This window comes from Vibrio jasicida CAIM 1864 = LMG 25398 (genome assembly GCF_000400365.1).
GTDB lineage: Bacteria > Pseudomonadota > Gammaproteobacteria > Enterobacterales > Vibrionaceae > Vibrio > Vibrio jasicida.
In genome coordinates, this window is record NZ_BAOG01000014.1 from 89765 (window position 1) to 106772 (window position 17008).

Consider the following 17008-nt stretch of genomic DNA (forward strand, 5'->3'; position numbering starts at 1 on the left):
TAAAACAGTCTTGGAGAGGGGCGTTGGCGAGATATTGAGCAAAGAAAGCGGCGAATGAAAACTCACACGCCGCACAGGGACTTATATTTAGAAGAACGCAAACAGTGACAGAGAGCCTGTACCATAAACATCAGTTTGTGCTTCTTCATAATCCGGCGTTTTAACGGTAAAGGTTAAGCTCGCGCCGTAGTTTCGGTTATACCAAGCTGCACCAGCAACCGCACTTGCTTGCCAGTTTTGTAACGTAACATCGTATTGATCGGATGGCTCAGGAATGCCTGAACGATCGCCTTCTATGGTAATGTCGTTAAAGCGGTAACGTCCTTCAAAGCCTGTGAACAAGAACCAACTGGATGTACTTTGCGCTAGCATACTCGCGTGGAATGGGCTTTCAACACTGATGTTTGCCGCACCGATACTGTTCGCTAAGTTGGTACCCCAGCGGAACATGACACCTTGAGATACATCACTACGGAAGTTACCTGCGTTGATGTCGTTTACGTTAGTAATTTCCCATTGTGTGCTTTTACCTTCGCTGCGCATCAGTTTGTTGAATGCTCGGTAACCAACACTGAATGCGACTTCGTCATCAATTTGGTATTCCCAACCTTGTGGGTCGGTTGAGCCAGTGATGCCGTGAACGATATCTTGGGCTTTATCTGATAGTGAGCTTTCACCTGTTGCCCCGATAGTAAAATTGTATCGAACGGCTTGGTCTGCTGTGATCGAGATATAGTTTATTTCGGTGTGTAGGTAGCCAGCGTAAGGACGATCATTAACAAGAGGGTAGTCGGCTTCTATATCACTCGGCGTCCACATTTTGTGGCCTAGTACAAGTTCTACTTTATCGACGTTGGCTTGACCATTACCGTTTAAACTGAACCACTTCCATTCGCTGTCTTCACGCAGTTTATCGGTCGCGTAAGAAAGGAAAATGCCGTTGGTGTAGTCTTGGTCGACACCAAATATGCCATCGTTATCTAAAGTGAAAGAGACGGTAGATTTTGTTGATGCAATCGCAGCAGGCGACAACAAGGCAAGGATAAATAATTTACTGAGTTTCATATACTTCGTTTGCTAGCGTTTTCGGCATCATACGTAAGATCGAGAACAAAGTCTTAGGCAATGTCACAACTTTAGTTCAAGACACAAAAAAAGGCCGATGCTTTACAGCATCGGCCTCTATTTTATCACTCAAAGTGCTAATTCAATCAGTCTTATAGAGACTCAGTGAATGTACGTGCGATTACGTCAGCTTGTTGCTCTGCAGTTAGAGAGTTGAAGCGTACAGCGTAACCAGATACACGGATTGTTAGCTGAGGGTATTTCTCTGGGTGCTTAACAGCGTCTTCTAGAGTTTCGCGGTTAAGTACGTTCACGTTAAGGTGTTGACCACCTTCAATGCCAGCTTCGTGGTGGAAGTAACCATCCATCAGACCCGCTAGGTTAGCACGTTGGCTAACTTCTTCTTTACCTAGTGCGTTTGGCACGATAGAGAAGGTGTAAGAGATACCATCTTTTGCATCAGCAAACGGTAGTTTACCTACAGATGTTAGAGATGCTACCGCACCTTTCTCATCACGGCCGTGCATTGGGTTAGCACCAGGTGCAAAAGGAGCGCCTGCTTTACGACCATCTGGTGTAGTACCAGTTTTCTTACCGTATACCACGTTTGAAGTGATAGTAAGAATAGACTGAGTTGGGATTGCATCACGGTAAGTCTTAAGCTTACGGATTTTAGCCATGAAGTTAGAAACAAGTTCACATGCCATGTCATCAACACGTGCATCGTTGTTACCAAATTTAGGGTAATCGCCTTCGATTTCGAAGTCGATTGCAATGCCATCTTCGTCACGGATTGGTTTAACTTTACCGTATTTGATTGCAGATAGAGAGTCAGCTGCAACAGAAAGACCAGCGATACCACAAGCCATAGTACGACGAACGTCACGATCATGAAGAGCCATTAGAGCTGCTTCGTAGCTGTATTTGTCGTGTGAGTAGTGGATAGCGTTTAGTGCAGTTACGTACTGCTTAGCTAGCCAATCCATTAGGTTGTCTAGGCCAGCCCAAACTTTGTCGAAGTCTAGAACTTCGTCAGTCATTGGTGCAGTCTTAGGACCCACTTGCATTTTAAGCTTCTCATCTACACCGCCGTTGATAACGTAAAGTAGAGTTTTCGCTAGGTTTGCACGAGCGCCGAAGAATTGCATGTGCTTACCGATAACCATTGGCGATACACAACAAGCGATAGCGTAGTCATCGTTGTCGAAATCTGGACGCATTAGGTCGTCGTTTTCGTATTGGATAGAAGAAGTATCGATAGATACTTTCGCACAGAACTTCTTGAAGCCGTCAGGTAGCTGCTCAGACCAAAGTACAGTGATGTTTGGCTCTGGAGAAGGACCCATTGTGTATAGTGTGTTTAGGAAACGGAAGTTAGTACGTGTAACTAGTGTACGACCGTCAACACCCATACCACCCATAGATTCTGTTGCCCAGATTGGGTCGCCAGAGAATAGCTCATCGTACTCAGGAGTACGTAGGAAGCGAACCATACGTAGTTTCATTACGAAGTGGTCGATCATTTCCTGAGCTTGTTCTTCAGTGATGATGCCAGCTGCGATGTCACGCTCAACGTATACGTCAAGGAAAGTCGAAGTACGACCTAGAGACATTGCTGCGCCGTTTTGAGATTTAACAGCAGCTAGGTAGCCGAAGTAAGTCCATTGGATAGCTTCTTGAGCTGTAGTCGCAGGAGCAGAAATGTCGTAGCCGTAAGATGCTGCCATTTCTTTCATTTGACCTAGTGCACGGTGCTGTTCTTGAATCTCTTCACGAAGTTGCATCGTCATTTGTAGATCTTCACCAGACTCTAGCTTCTCTTGAGTAGAGTGGAATTGAGCTACTTTGTCTTTGATTAGGAAATCTACACCGTATAGAGCTACACGACGGTAGTCACCGATGATACGACCACGACCGTATGCATCTGGAAGACCAGTTAGAACACCAGACTTACGACATTTTAGGATGTCAGGAGAGTAAACATCGAAAACACCTTGGTTGTGTGTTTTGCGGTACTCAGAGTAGATTTTAGAAACTTGTGGATCAAGCGTACGGCCGTATGCTTTACAAGAACCTTCGATCATACGTACGCCGCCGTTAGGCATGATTGCACGCTTAAGCGGAGCTTCAGTTTGTAGGCCTACGATAGTTTCTAGGTCTTTGTTAATGTAACCAGCATCATGTGAAGTGATGGTAGAGATAACAGAAGTATCGAAATCAACAGGTGCGTGAGTCGCGTTTTCCTGCTTGATACCTTCCATTACTTTAGCCCAAAGCTTGTTAGTCGCTTCAGTACCTTCAGAAACTAGGAAAGATTCGTCGCCTTCGTACGGAGTGTAGTTCTTCTGAATGAAATCACGAACGTTTACTTCGTTTTGCCAGTCGCCTGCAGCAAAACCTTCCCAAGCTTTAGCAAATTGCTCTGCCATGACATACCTACCTTTGTAGTAGAAAAAAATACGTACTGGTTCGCCGTTGAGCCAGCTATCTCCACTTCCACATGGAGAACAGTACACTCTTAATGAATAACAATATTTATAGTCTTAAATAAGAAGAATAGGGCGATAAAACTATAAATATTGTCACTGTTACTAATGTGGGTTCTTCCCAACCACAATTCAAGGCTACACTAAAAAATTTTTGCAAACCTTAAACTAAATCAATAAATACTAAAAAATAGCGATAAAAATGGGGTAGCGACGAGCGCTACCCACACAATTTTTGAACGAATGTCATTATAGCCAAGCTTTAATGCCATATTGTCCTTCTAGCATACCAACTGCAAGCATAGCGACTAAACAGACGACAAGTACACCTACAGGGATCACAATCTTATCTACAAATGACAGACGTGATGCACGCTCTTTGTCACCAATCAGACCGTTGTTGTCTAGAAGCATAGTCAATGCCCAAGCCAGTACTGGGTTAACTACCGCAGAACCGAAGATACAGATACCTGCTGCTTGAGAGTCTTTAGAGTCTTTCACCATCTGCATACCTGCTTCAAGTAGAGGTAGAGATACACCTACTAGAAGAGCAACACGCATTACTGGTGGCCATACTGCTACATCCATTGGGAAGCCAAGAATCGCGACGATGATACATAGAGAGCCGAGCAGGATTGCACCGCCAGGGATAGGGCGTTTCGCAATTGCTGCTGGGATCATGTACGTACCCCAAGATGACGTAATGTTACCACCACCTACAGCAGTACCAACCATTTGACGAACCGAACACATAGTCATTGTGTCATCAACGTCCATCAGAACTTTTTCAGTCTTTTTAGGGTAGTTCAGTTCTTGGAAAATACGGTGACCAAGGAAGTCTGGAGACCACATCGCTACAGCAAGAATTGCAAACGGTAGTGAAGCAATGAAGTGTTCTACATTTGGTAGACCAAGCATCCAACCTTCTTCTGTGCTACCCCACCAGTAGATTGGGTTTAGGTTCGGAAGACCTGTTTCAGTAACGAATTTGATGTCGAAGCCAGCACCAAGTACAAGTGCAATGACGAGACCCGTGAAAGCACATACTGGGATGGCTAGCCAACGTTTATTCACTTTAGCAAGGAAAGCATATAGGCCGATAGTAACCGCGAGAACGATTAGGCCAATGTAACCCATGCTGCCAGCGGCAACCGTGTCCGATTGCAAACCAACTGCCCAAGCTTGGATTGAGTTGATTTGGCTCATGGTACCAGTTAGGCCTAAGAAGATGAGTAGGCCCCCAGCTGTACCCTCTGAAGTGAGGTTTACGAGTTTTGAACCACCTTTTAGTAAGCTCAAAATCAAACCAAACACACCAATTAGGATTGCCAATGCAAGAGGATGGGCACCCGCAAGAGCGATGGTACCAATAAGAGGGATCATTGGACCGTGGTTACCTGCTAGGTTGGCTTTAGGGTTAATAAAGCCAGAAGCAAGAATACAGAAAAGGAGTGCAGGGATTAGCATTTCTACACGAGCAACTTCGATAGCAAAATCTTTGCCTAAGTTAACGTGGTCCCATGCAGCAGTAAGGCCTTCAGCCCAAGACATCATTACCGCAGAGTACATTGCGATAATACCGATCGTACCAGCAAGCGCTGGAACAAGGTCTTCAAGCTCAAAGCGGAAGTCACGACCTGGCAAGTTTAAGCCAAAACGGCGTGGCTTCATGATTTGTAGTTCGTGGTCTAGGTAGTCTGAACGGCTTGCGAACTCAGATGATGGACGATGAAGCTCGCGGTAGCCTTTAGTCTCGATATCCGAATCAGAGTGCGCTTTATTCACTGCGTCTGACATAGATTCCTCATATATTTAAAAGTTATGAATTCTAAATTGAATTGTGTTTTTCCGCTTCCTGCGGCACTTCCTATGCTAGCTATTATTAGATTTTGTTGCACGAATACCACGTGCCTAAGCATAGCTAATAACTCATTGTGTTGAGGCACAAAAAATTCCTCATCATTGTGGCGGAGTCTAGCAAGATAGCCCTTTGGGGTGATTGATTTAGATCACTTTAAGAATAGATGTGAAAGAAAACTACAGAAAGTGTCTGGCATGCGAATGACTTGGTTGTTTAGTGTGTAATTCGATTACACAAGTTGCATAAAATTAGACGTTATTTTGCAGAAATAATGTCCAATGCGATTTATTTACGTCATTCATGAATTGTATATAAAGCTGGCTTCATTCTTGCTTAGTACCGAGCAGAGACGATTTTTTGGCTAATCATTGCCGCTCAGTTTAGGAAGAAGACATGAAACAGCTTAAAGTACTGCCGCTAGTGGCAATTATTTCGGGATTAATGGTCGGTTGTGGCGGCGGTGGTGGCGGTGGCGGCGGTTCATCGAAAACAACATTTACGTTTGATTTTGCGATCCCTGCGACACTGTCTGAGAGCGATGCTAAGGCACAAAGCTGTACAATTTATGATCGAGATACTGATTCGAATGGTGACGCTACCGTTTTAACTTACAGTCAAGCATCAAAAGCTCAGGTCACGAATAATGTTATCGGTTACTATTCTGATGCTGATGGCAAAATGGTTGGAGAAGTTATTAAACCAACCAGCGATAACTTCAAGTTTGTTTTAGAAGACATTCCTGAAGGTGGTTACATCACTATTCAAGCACTTGAATTCAATGGTCGAGAAGTTCGTGTAAATTCTTTCTCTCGCGAGTTTTTAGAAGATAAAGAGCTTCGCAATGTTACTTTCGCACTTAACCGTGAGTCGTTGAATAAGTGCTTTACAGGAAGTAACGTATCGGACAAAACGTTCAAAAACCTTTCATACCGAAACGCAGTATCTGGTGGTGGTGACTACCACTATGTATCACAAAAAGATGTCTTAGTATCTCCAAACAGTGATATGACTTCAGATGAAGAACTACTAGGTTTCAATGGAGAGCCTACCGCTTTATTCCAATATGAATCTGGCTCGGACAATAAATCATTATATCAATATGGTATCGGTTCTTGGGGTACTAATGATATTGACCTAGTTACGACAGATGTTGTTTCTAGTATTTACTCATCGTCTGGCTACAAGTATGACTCCTTGAATATTGGCTTTGTATCAAACGACTACTTATATGATGCCTTAGAGCTGGGTAATTCCGTTGATGAATATCGTCGACCTAGTGAAGCTAATAAAGAAGAATGGGTTTACCTAGCCGTTGCTGAAAGCGCTACAAATGGTTGGGATTCACTATTAACTGGTACTATTGATTCAAGCTGGGATATTGATGCTGATCCAAGTACATTCCTAAATATCAAAAACTTACCGAACTCCAAGCCTAGCGTGATATCTCAGAGCGGACGAGAGTCGGTGATTGATATTAATATGGGATTAACTAACTCTACAGAAGGTTTCACTCGTACCGCATATTTTGCTGCGTCAGGTGATTACAAAGTAACTCATCGTATTTTCACTAAGAGCAATAGTGATTATGTTGTAGTACCTGAGCTGGACTACTACAATTTTCCATCTTCCGCGATAAATGGTTTGAAAGTATCGGAAACGGACAACTTCAACCGTTCTGCAGTCATTCTTGATGGTAACAGCGATATTGACTCAGAAATGTTCATGAGCTTCTTCTCTAATGGTGAAGCTTCGGAGCCTGAACTAGAAGCTGACCTAGACGGTATTCTAACTTCTGAAAAAGATGGAATGGAAAATGAAGTGACATTACGCACTTCGAATTCGCTCGTTGTGACACGTTTTAATTAACACTTTTGTATCTTAATGAGCCCCTCTCTTGAGGGGCTTTTTTATGTCAGTTATTCAGCATTAAAAGAATATATTGCTAGAAAGTGCATATTCATTTGATTGTTGTATCTATCTATTCGATTTATTTAGGTTAATAATTTGTTGCAACTTCTCTTGGGTGGTGATAGTTTGTTCCAATTCAAAGAGGGCGGAGTCCCTTTATTGCAGTGACTAAAACACAGGGAGTAGGGCGCATGAATGATGTACCAGCGCTAGATATTAAAGACCTGCACAAAACCTTCGGACAAAATGAAGTATTAAAGGGCATTTCACTTTCTGCCCATAAAGGCGATGTTATCTCCATCATTGGCTCTTCCGGTTCAGGTAAGAGTACCTTCCTAAGATGTATCAACTTATTAGAGACACCAACTGCGGGTGAAATTTGGGTAAACGGCGAACTTATCCAAATGAAGAACAACCGCGCAGGGGAGTCTGTCCCAGCAAATGAAAAGCAAGTTCAGCGTATTCGTTCACGTTTAGCTATGGTATTTCAGGGCTTTAACTTATGGTCGCATTTAACGGTTTTAGAAAATGTGATTGAAGCGCCCGTGCACGTACTGGGTGTACCTAAGGCGCAAGCGATTGAAAATGCGGAAGTACTGTTGAAGAAAGTTGGGTTATACGAACGCAAAGACTACTACCCAGGACACCTGTCCGGAGGTCAGCAACAACGCGCTGCAATCGCTCGTGCTTTGGCCGTTGATCCAGAGGTTATGTTGTTTGATGAGCCTACCTCTGCACTTGACCCTGAACTCGTTGGTGAAGTGTTAGGGGTAATGAGAGACCTGGCCGAGGAAGGACGCACCATGTTAGTTGTCACGCATGAAATGGCTTTTGCGCGTGATGTATCTAACCATGTGATGTTTTTGCATCAAGGTTTAGTGGAAGAACAGGGAGATCCAGCTAAGCTTTTTACGAATCCAGATTCGGAGCGATTACAGCAATTTATCTCTTCTATCTACTAATATTTCTTTGGGTGGCAGCTTTTTGCCTCCTAAACAAGCACAACAAACAAAACCAAATAAAATAGCAATCACAGGAGTATGGAAATGAAAAAGTGGTTATTGGCAGCAACGCTTGCTGCAACAGCAGTGTCTGGTGTCGCCCAAGCGAAAGAATGGAAAACAGTTCGTTTTGGGATTGAGGGTGCTTATCCTCCGTTTAGCTGGACTGAAACGGATGGCTCCTTAAAGGGGTTCGATGTTGATATGGCGAATGCGCTTTGTGAAGAGATGCAAGTGAAGTGTCAAATCGTTGCTCAAGATTGGGATGGCATCATTCCTTCGTTACTTGCTCGTAAGTATGACGCGATCATTGCTGCAATGTCTATCACCGAAGAGCGTAAGAAGAAAGTCGACTTTACGGGTAAGTACGCACTCATTCCAAACAAATTCATTGCTAAAAAAGGTGCGGGTTTAGACTTCGACAACCTTGATGGTCAAAAAATTGCGGTACAACGCGCGACAACGCATGACAAGTATCTGACAGATAACTACGGCGATAAAGTTGAAATCGTACGTTACGGTTCGTTTGATGAAGCATACCTAGATCTTGCAAATGGCCGTGTCGCTGCAGTACTTGGTGATGCTTCAGCTCTTGAAGAAGGTGTACTAAATAAGGCGGGTGGTGAGGCTTACGAGTTTGTTGGCCCTTCTCTAACTGACCCTAAATGGTTTGGTGATGGCTTCGGGATTGCGGTTCGTAAGCAAGACAAAGATCTCACTAAAAAGTTAGATGCGGCAATCTTATCTCTGCGTGAAAAAGGTGTTTATCAAGAAATCGCAGGTAAGTACTTCAACTACGATGTTTACGGTAAATAAGCCGTAACTAAGCGGCCGTTGGCTTGTTCCTAGAAGTAACCAACGGCCGATTTTTGAGTTTAGGGATTAGGAACTCACCTATGCTGGATTTACAAGGATATGAAGCCTCGATACTAAAAGGGGCTCTAGTAACCATCGAAGTCGCAATACTCTCATTGTTGCTTGCTGTCATTTTAGGCATGCTTGGGGCACTTGCGAAATTAGCGCCCTATAAATGGGCAAGAGCTATTGCAACACTCTACACCACCATTATTCGTGGCATTCCTGACTTAGTCTTGATGATGCTTATCTTCTTTGGTGGCCAAATTCTACTGAATAACAGCCTTTATTCGATCAATGAAACGCTCAACGAGTGGTTTACCGCAAGCAACCCTGAACATGAATGGACTGCTTACCTCCCTGATTACATCGATGTGAGCCCATTTATTGCTGGTGTACTGACCATCGGTTTTATCTTTGGTGCGTATATGGCGGAAACTTTCCGTGGTGCGATCATGGCTGTCGATAAAGGTGAGTTGGAAGCGGCAAAAGCCTACGGAATGAGTTCTTTTATGTCGTTTAGAAGAATTCTATTACCTCAAATGATTCGACACGCGTTACCCGGGTTTGGTAATAACTGGTTGGTATTACTCAAGACTACCGCTCTTGTTTCAATCATTGGATTGGAAGATATGGTGCGTATTAGTTCACTTGCCGCTGGTACAACAAAGATGCCATTCACTTTTTACATGGCTGTCGCGATCATCTTCTTATTCTTCACCAGTGTATCAACCGGTCTACTTAAGCTTGTTGAACGCAAATTCAGTATTCATGCGAGGTAGATAATGGACTTTTCATTGATCATTGAAAGCTTCCCTGTCTACTTAGATGGATTGTGGACAACGGTATGGCTGGTGGCATTAGCTCTGGTGATCGGGCTCTGTGTATCGATTCCCTTAGCTATAGCGCGCAATAGCACGAATTACGCATTAAGTTTGCCGTCATGGGCGTTCATTTACTTTTTCCGCGGTACGCCGTTGTTGGTGCAGCTTTATCTCATTTACTACGGCATGGACCAATTCTTTCCTGTGAAAGACACACTTTGGGAACATGCTTGGTTCTGTGCCTTGGTGGCTTTCGTTCTTAACACTTCGGCTTATACGGCGGAAATCATCCGTGGTGCGATCAATGGCTTACCGAAAGGGGAAGTGGAAGCTGCAAAAGCGTATGGTATGAGTAAATTTATGACTTATCGTCGCATCATCTTGCCAAGCGCATTACGCCGTGCTTTACCTGCATATTCGAATGAAGTGATCTTTATGCTGCACGGCAGTGCAGTCGCTGGGATCATCACTATTATGGATTTGACAGGCGCAGCTCGACTTGTGAACTCTCGTTACTATGCACCATTTGAGTCATTCCTGACGGCTGGTCTCTTCTACATGGGATTAACGTTCATTATTTTGTGGTGTTTCAAAATCGCAGAGAAGCGCTTCTTGGCATATCTAAGGCCATTAAGCTAAGGCGTTTTTATAGATATCTAAAAGAAAGAGCGCCGATTGGCGCTCTTTTTGGGTAGATGAAGGGCGAGTGAGTTTACCTATACAAATTGGAAATCACCGTCAAAGGCTGCGTCGGTATAAATGACGACTTCTTTACCACCTTTTGTAAAGGTATAGGCCGTTAAGACATCTGAGCCTGATAACCCTAAGGAATCAATCATGCCTTGGTCTAGCTTGTAATCTGATGACGCCATAAGGTCCGCCACCGTCATAGTCACACCATCATCGGGATCGCCTTGAGTATCGCTTTCTAGGCTCCAATTATTGCTTTCGTCCAACTTGATGTTTTCAACGCCAAGGGCAAAGAACTCTGATTGACCATCATCTTTACTCTTACTATTGTCGCTAGCTCCACCTTGATGGTACGCCTTGCCAAGGGTCAAGGTAACAGAATCTTGGTCACTACTTGTACCTATTACCGCTTCAATACCTTTAATGTTGTCTGCATCTTGACCTTTAGACATATCGATATCGATAGGGCCGTCTTTCTCATTGGCGACAAGAACATCGAACCCTTTTCCGCCTCTGATTAGTGTATCATCTGCGTCGTAAGCGATCGTATCGTTGCCTTTACCACCTCGAACTTCGTCGGCACCACTACCACCGATGATCACATCATCGCCTTTGCCGCCTTTAAGTACATCAACGCCTGCACCACCGTCTAGCCAGTCGTCACCACGACCGCCTTTGAGAAGTTCAGGTTCTGCTATGGTAGTGACGTTATGGATCACGTCGTTGAAGTCATCATCGTTAGTTGAAAGGTCAGTGTTATCATTCCATTCGAATAAGGAGGTTCCATCCCCCATAGGAGTGACTTGCGCATGGACTGGGAGACCCAATTCAAATGCAGCTTCACCGAGTAATTGCGCATCTAGATCGAATTCTGAAACATCAATAAATCCCTCAGATTCAATGCCGTTATCGGCACCGTCAGGGACCACGAAGAACCCCAGCTTACAAGCATCTCCCCCCATCATTTCTTTCGATATTGAGGTGTTCATTTCATCAGGCTGTTTTACATTTGACCAAAGAATGCCGACATTCACGACTTCACCGCTTGAGTCTGCTGTGTAGAAACCAAGGGAGTTATTGAACCCTGCATTGGACCCGATGAGTTCAACGTCGAACGTTCCGTTGAGCTGGCTGATATCATACATACCATCAGATGGCGTCGGCAGTATTTCGTTATTGTCACCGCCGAGTAAGACATCATCACCACGCCCGCCATATAGCATGTCGGTACCGTCGCCAGTGAGCCCAAGTGTTTCTACTGATGTGACAAAATAGTCACTTGAGTCTTCTTTCTCTCCCCCTTTACTGAATTGTTCACCTGCGGCAGAGAACTGAATTTCATCAAAGGCTTTGAAGCCAGTATCGTTTGGACCAATACTAAACTCACCGCTATTGTTACTATCAGTAGAAAGCACTTTAGTATTTTCTAGTGTCATGCCCGCAGCGGCGTAGTGGGCTAGGGTATCTGCGTCAGGTTCATTTGCGCTAAAAAATCCACTTGCGACTTCAATGCCATCTCGAAATGCAGTCCAGATACCAATTTCGTCCACATCATCATCTTCTCCACGACCTTCATTGGCATAAAGATTTGAGATCCCGACGGTGGCGGCCATAGTATGTTCATCTAAGCAAACAGAAAGCATTTCGGAGCCAACTGCATCGCCAGGTTCCGAATCTCCGTCATCGTAGCTATACCCAATTTGTGCATCTTTACCACTTTCATCCGTGCCTTCGACTCCATACTTACTGCCTTGTTGGGTCGTGTTTCCTTCAGAGCCATCAGGGTTGTATGCTGTGGCGTTATCAAGACCTAAATCCTCTCCCTCAGGAGTCTGTGCTGAGTCAAGATCGAGTTCAAAGTTACCTGTTTGCTCATTGAAAGAGAGGGCATCGAAATTGTCACCAATGAGCACATCAGCCCCTTTGTTACCGCGAATAAGATCATCTCCCGGCATCGAGCTATTATCGACGTTGTCTCCGTCTCTAGGAGTACCATCACCAATCAACACATCGTTGGCCTGGTATTGATGAAGAGCGACGTTATCGAGCAGGGAACCAAGAGAATCTTCATTACCATCGGCCATAAACGAAATGGTATGCTCGCCAGCGCCTAGATCTAGATCTAGATTGACCGTTTCCCAGCCATCGTTGTTGTATGTTCCAACAACTTCACCGTCAATGAGGACTTTTAGCCCATTTGTATCTGTATTATCGGTACGGTTGGTGTGATCAAAAGAGAGTTTGAATGTACCTGCAGTATCAACAGTGAAGGTTTGACTAACGGTAGAGTTGGTAACGGTATTGTCCCCGTCTTTGTGAGAATCAAGTTCTAACACGTTTCCTCGTGCGGGATCTTTGTTATCTCCATAGCCACCACCATTTTGGATTTCGATTAGACCTTCGGTCGCTTCCCATCCACCGTAGCTAGAGTAGGTTTGCCAGCCGCCATGATCGACGACAGGGGTATCACCTACATCATCATCAAAATTGCCATCGGCTAATAAATTGGTATCATCCGTTTTAGCTCGACGATCACCATAAATAATATCGTTGTTGCCACCGCCTTCGACATAGTCGTTACCAGAACCAGCAACAATGATGTCGTCAACGCAGCCCACTTTTTCAACATCGCTTTCGCGCGCTAAGTTAATGTTAGGGTTTTCTCCGGCTTCGTCTTTTGCATTTATGGTGTGATTCCACGATTCAATGACATCATTGCCATCTCCAGATTTGATCGCCTCTGAACCTCTACCACCAGCGATAAAGTCATCACCATCACCCGTTTTAACGATATCATCACCTTTACCTGCACGCACTTCTAGGTCTGCACCTGAATTGTCTTCAAGGTGATTATCTACATCCCTTGACACTCCATCTTGAGTAGGGCCATCAACTAAGGTACCAACCTGTGCATTGGTCTCTGTTACAGAAACTTCTTCCGCCATTGTTTCATCCTCATATATCGCGAGATACATAGAGGCAGCCCAGCCATCTCAGTCCCGTTTGAGATCTGTAGCTTTCCGTCCCCACTTCGCAGTGGGTTTGGCTTTGTCATCCGTTATGTTATTAATCAATTAATTAGCCAGTAACGTCGAGGGATTATGATTTTATGAATAAGTCTTACATTTCTCGCATTGCCTTATATGAGGTAACGGCGAGAGGATTGAGCAAATAATTGAGTGGGGTTTGTTCATCAATTAGAATCATGACTTCCGCAGGCATGCCTGGGTAGAGCGAAACTGATTCCCCTAATTCAGCTAACATGTTTGCATCTAGTGACACGCGAGCGAGGTAGGCTGAAGAGCCTGTCGCTTGGTCGCTGATGCGGTCAGCAGAAATATGTATAAGCTTGCCTTCTATAGGTGGCGTTTTTCTAAAGCTGAATGCGGTTAAGCGTACTTGAGTCGCTTGTCCAATATGAAGCGCTTCAATATCTTCGGGTTTTACCAAGGCTTCCACAATGAGTTCGTCCTCTTGTGGGACGATTTCCATGAGCGTGTCGCCTGGAGCAATAATCGCATGTTGACCGACAACATTGAGGCCAACGACAACACCGCCTTGTGGCGCTCTGATTTCGACACGTTTGAGTACATCATTCGCGTTTATCATTGCCTCTCTTGTCTCATTGAGTTTTCGTTCAAGCTCCTGAACTTCTTCACCTAAGGTTTTGGCGTAATTGAACTCCGCATTGGCTAATTCCATTTTCGCTTCCGCAACAAAGCCTTTTGCTCGTCCAATTTGGGCACTGAGGTCGGCAATTTGTCCTTCAAGTTGTGAGTGCTCTCGTTGGAGATCGAGGTAACGTGATTTTGATGTATTGCCGGAGGTGAGCAGCTTTTTATGCATGGCGACCTGTTCTGCAAGATAGCGCAAGCTTTCTTTGCCGGCTTGATATCGCTTTTGTAGGCCGAACATGTCTAATCGAGCTTGCTCAATCTTTTCTGCCAGAATGTTATTCTCTCCATCCCTTAGTGACCGGCGTTTTTCGTATAAAGCTTGCTGGGTACGAATGATTGATTGAATTTCTTTGGAGTGATTTCGAGAAAGTAAGCGTGTATCGAATTGAATTTCAGGATGATCAGCGAGCTCGGACTGAAGTCGGTTTAAGCGAGCAAGATCGCTTTCCCACTGAGCTCTTAGTCGATTCAAGCTGGCTTGAGCCTGTGTCGCACTCAAAGTAATCAACAAATCATTTGTTCTGACCTTATCCCCATCTTTTACATGAACGCTCTCGATAATCCCACCCTCTAGGTGCTGAACGGGTTTTCGCTTTGATTCGACGATAACAACACCGGGAGCTATCGCTGCCGAACTCAGAGGTGACAAACTTGCCCATGCAATGAAGCCGCCGATCATGATGAGTAATACGAGCAGAGAAGTGATGACCACGGGCTTGGTAGTAAAAGAGAGTTTACGACCATCTTCGAAATCGATGCCATGTTGGTTAAGTGTGGTCTTACTCATTGGAAGCCTCTGATTGAGTTTGCGTTCTTGAACGCACATCCATCATCGAGCGGAGAACCTTGCTTGCTTCTCCGGCTCTCGCAATCTGACCTTTATTGATTTCAACCACCCAATCGACATGGCGCAGCAAGTGTGGTTGGTGGGTGATCATTACGACGGAAATGCCTTCTTCTCTGCATGTTGCGAGGAGGGTTGTGAGGTACTCTTCCCCTTCTTTATCCATGTGAGAGTTGGGTTCGTCTAAGACCAAGAGTTTGGGTTTAAAGCACAATGCTCGTGCTAAGGCGAGCTTTTGGGCTTGCCCGCCAGATAATTGATGTCCACCATCACCAATCAAGGTTTCATAACTGTTTGGAAGTTGAAGAATCGTCTCGTGTACACCAGCGCGAATGGCGGCTTTAATGATTTGAGAGTCACTGATCTCAGTGTCGAAATGGGCAATATTTTCTTTCACGCTACCTTGGACAAACTGAATATTCTGTGGGAGGTAACCTACGGTATGTTTGAATTGTGTCTTCTCCCAGTGGGTGACATCTAAGCCATCGATAGACACCTTGCCTGATGTCGGTTTGTGTATTCCCATTATTAATTTGCAAAGGCTGGTTTTTCCAGAGCCACTTGCCCCGATGATTGCAACACGGTTTCCAGCCTCTAGCCTAAGTTTCAGCTGTTTGAGGATAGCTTCGCTTTTGTGATTCTCAGGTGACCAAGTCACGTTTTCAAAGCGTAATTCACCGGTGATTTGGGGGAGCGTTGTACGTTCAAGCTCTATTTTTGATTGGCTGACAACCGCTTTTATGCGCTTGGCTGCGGCTAACCCCGTCTTCCAGCCTTGAAACCCAGAGGTTAGCTGCTCTATTGGTTGGAGCGCTCTCGCCATAAGAATTGACCCAGCAATCATTCCGCCCGCACTCATTGAATTTTGAATCACAAGAAACGCGCCTGTTCCCATAATGCCAATTTGTAGCGTCATGCGGACAAGTTTGGCGAGAGATGTCAGGTTAATAGATGCGAGGTCTACTTTGTTTCTGAACCACAACTTTTCAGCAAGGACAGGCTGAAATTTGTTAAATGTTCCATCGGCTGCTTGCTGAGAGAACAGGGTTTCTTGTTTGTTGAATAGCTCATCGACTTTTCGATTTGCAGCAATTTGGGTAGCGTAAGATGCTTCAAATGATTTCTTTTTCGCGTAGAAAGAGAGTAGTGCGACCATTAATACACAGATAACAGCAATCAAACCAACCAATCCGATAATAGGGTGGAGCATAAACATGACCAGAAGGAACAATGGCGTCCAAGGCAGATCGAAAGCAACAAAAAAACCGGGTGACATGAGAAGAGCTCGTATCTCATTTATGTCGTTAAACACGTAACGTGTCTTCGTGTCGTAATGTTGACCGCACAGTTGGTATAACCATTGAGCACTTTCCGATTCAAACTGAAGGGCTTTTCTTTGGGTGTATTTTTGTCTTAAGGTTTCAAGCAATGCCTGTGAAATCAACAGAAACAGAGCGATAGCAGTAAGTAGCAATAGTGTATCTGTACTTCTACTCGACAATACACGGTCGAACAATTGAAGACTGTAGATTGGAACAACTAGCATCAAAGCATTAATTACGGCGCTCACCAGTGTCATTGGGGCTAATGCTTTAAATGTAAAAGGAGACAAGTTGCTCCAACTCTTTTGAACCATACTTCCCTTACTCCATGAACTAAAGAAGTAGTAATGAGTATAGAAAGTGAATGTTCGAGAAATGCCTCAAAATTGAGACGAGGAAGGAAAGCGAAAAATGAACTAAGAGGAGGGTAAGTCGGGGCTAATCACGATAAGTTGGCAAGATGATTAGCCCTTTA

General features: G+C 44.5%; 11 protein-coding genes and 1 riboswitch. Of the genes, 5 read left to right on the forward strand and 6 right to left on the reverse strand.

Annotated elements, in window-relative coordinates; all coding sequences use genetic code 11:
* Positions 1–87: 87 nt before the first annotated feature.
* From VJL_RS03995 to VJL_RS04005, 3 genes are all read right to left on the reverse strand, one after another.
* Positions 88–1065 carry a lipid A deacylase LpxR family protein gene (locus tag VJL_RS03995; RefSeq protein WP_038866698.1) on the reverse strand — a complete coding sequence of 326 codons (978 nt, stop codon included), beginning with the start codon at positions 1063–1065 and terminating at the stop codon, positions 88–90.
* 152 nt (positions 1066–1217) lie between these two features.
* Positions 1218–3494, reverse strand: coding sequence for a formate C-acetyltransferase (gene pflB, locus VJL_RS04000; RefSeq protein WP_038866700.1), 2277 nt, complete (start codon positions 3492–3494; stop codon positions 1218–1220).
* Between the two features lie 306 nt (positions 3495–3800).
* Entirely contained in the window at positions 3801–5348 is a 1548-nt protein-coding gene (locus tag VJL_RS04005) for a DUF3360 family protein (protein ID WP_038875933.1), read from the reverse strand.
* A gap of 457 nt (positions 5349–5805) precedes the next feature.
* On the opposite strand from VJL_RS04005, the gene VJL_RS04010 reads away from it, so the two are divergent.
* The 5 genes from VJL_RS04010 (at position 5806) to VJL_RS04030 (ending at position 10639) form a co-directional block, all read left to right on the forward strand.
* Positions 5806–7278, forward strand: a complete 1473-nt coding sequence (locus tag VJL_RS04010; RefSeq protein ID WP_038875935.1) for a hypothetical protein — start codon at positions 5806–5808, stop codon at positions 7276–7278.
* Positions 7279–7511: 233 nt separating this feature from the next.
* Positions 7512–8282 carry an ABC transporter ATP-binding protein gene (locus tag VJL_RS04015; protein WP_038866706.1) on the forward strand — a complete coding sequence of 257 codons (771 nt, stop codon included), beginning with the start codon at positions 7512–7514 and terminating at the stop codon, positions 8280–8282.
* Positions 8283–8366: 84 nt separating this feature from the next.
* Positions 8367–9137, forward strand: coding sequence for an ABC transporter substrate-binding protein (locus VJL_RS04020; RefSeq protein ID WP_038866708.1), 771 nt, complete (start codon positions 8367–8369; stop codon positions 9135–9137).
* An 80-nt stretch (positions 9138–9217) separates the two neighbouring features.
* Entirely contained in the window at positions 9218–9958 is a 741-nt protein-coding gene (locus VJL_RS04025) for an ABC transporter permease (RefSeq protein ID WP_038866711.1), read from the forward strand.
* 3 nt (positions 9959–9961) lie between these two features.
* Positions 9962–10639 (forward strand): ABC transporter permease, encoded by a 678-nt coding sequence (locus VJL_RS04030; RefSeq protein WP_038866714.1) that lies wholly within the window; start codon positions 9962–9964, stop codon positions 10637–10639.
* A 77-nt stretch (positions 10640–10716) separates the two neighbouring features.
* Here VJL_RS04030 and VJL_RS04035 read toward each other — a convergent pair whose 3' ends face one another.
* From VJL_RS04035 to VJL_RS04045, 3 genes are all read right to left on the reverse strand, one after another.
* Positions 10717–13635 (reverse strand): calcium-binding protein, encoded by a 2919-nt coding sequence (locus VJL_RS04035; RefSeq protein WP_038875937.1) that lies wholly within the window; start codon positions 13633–13635, stop codon positions 10717–10719.
* A 30-nt stretch (positions 13636–13665) separates the two neighbouring features.
* A riboswitch (cyclic di-GMP riboswitch) is annotated at positions 13666–13747 on the reverse strand.
* A gap of 63 nt (positions 13748–13810) precedes the next feature.
* Positions 13811–15154 carry an HlyD family type I secretion periplasmic adaptor subunit gene (locus tag VJL_RS04040; RefSeq protein ID WP_038875939.1) on the reverse strand — a complete coding sequence of 448 codons (1344 nt, stop codon included), beginning with the start codon at positions 15152–15154 and terminating at the stop codon, positions 13811–13813.
* Entirely contained in the window at positions 15147–16847 is a 1701-nt protein-coding gene (locus VJL_RS04045; RefSeq protein ID WP_038875942.1) for a type I secretion system permease/ATPase, read from the reverse strand. The genes VJL_RS04040 and VJL_RS04045 overlap by 8 nt, the downstream gene beginning before the upstream one ends.
* Positions 16848–17008 lie beyond the last annotated feature (161 nt).

Bases quoted from the DNA above. Each gene is read 5' to 3' on its own strand.
- VJL_RS03995 (WP_038866698.1), bottom strand. From the start codon at position 1,065: ATGAAACTCAGTAAATTATTTATCCTTGCCTTGTTGTCGCCTGCTGCG.
- pflB (WP_038866700.1), bottom strand. From the start codon at position 3,494: ATGGCAGAGCAATTTGCTAAAGCTTGGGAAGGTTTTGCTGCAGGCGAC.
- VJL_RS04005 (WP_038875933.1), bottom strand. From the start codon at position 5,348: ATGTCAGACGCAGTGAATAAAGCGCACTCTGATTCGGATATCGAGACT.
- VJL_RS04010 (WP_038875935.1), top strand. From the start codon at position 5,806: ATGAAACAGCTTAAAGTACTGCCGCTAGTGGCAATTATTTCGGGATTA.
- VJL_RS04015 (WP_038866706.1), top strand. From the start codon at position 7,512: ATGAATGATGTACCAGCGCTAGATATTAAAGACCTGCACAAAACCTTC.
- VJL_RS04020 (WP_038866708.1), top strand. From the start codon at position 8,367: ATGAAAAAGTGGTTATTGGCAGCAACGCTTGCTGCAACAGCAGTGTCT.
- VJL_RS04025 (WP_038866711.1), top strand. From the start codon at position 9,218: ATGCTGGATTTACAAGGATATGAAGCCTCGATACTAAAAGGGGCTCTA.
- VJL_RS04030 (WP_038866714.1), top strand. From the start codon at position 9,962: ATGGACTTTTCATTGATCATTGAAAGCTTCCCTGTCTACTTAGATGGA.
- VJL_RS04035 (WP_038875937.1), bottom strand. From the start codon at position 13,635: ATGGCGGAAGAAGTTTCTGTAACAGAGACCAATGCACAGGTTGGTACC.
- VJL_RS04040 (WP_038875939.1), bottom strand. From the start codon at position 15,154: ATGAGTAAGACCACACTTAACCAACATGGCATCGATTTCGAAGATGGT.
- VJL_RS04045 (WP_038875942.1), bottom strand. From the start codon at position 16,847: ATGGTTCAAAAGAGTTGGAGCAACTTGTCTCCTTTTACATTTAAAGCA.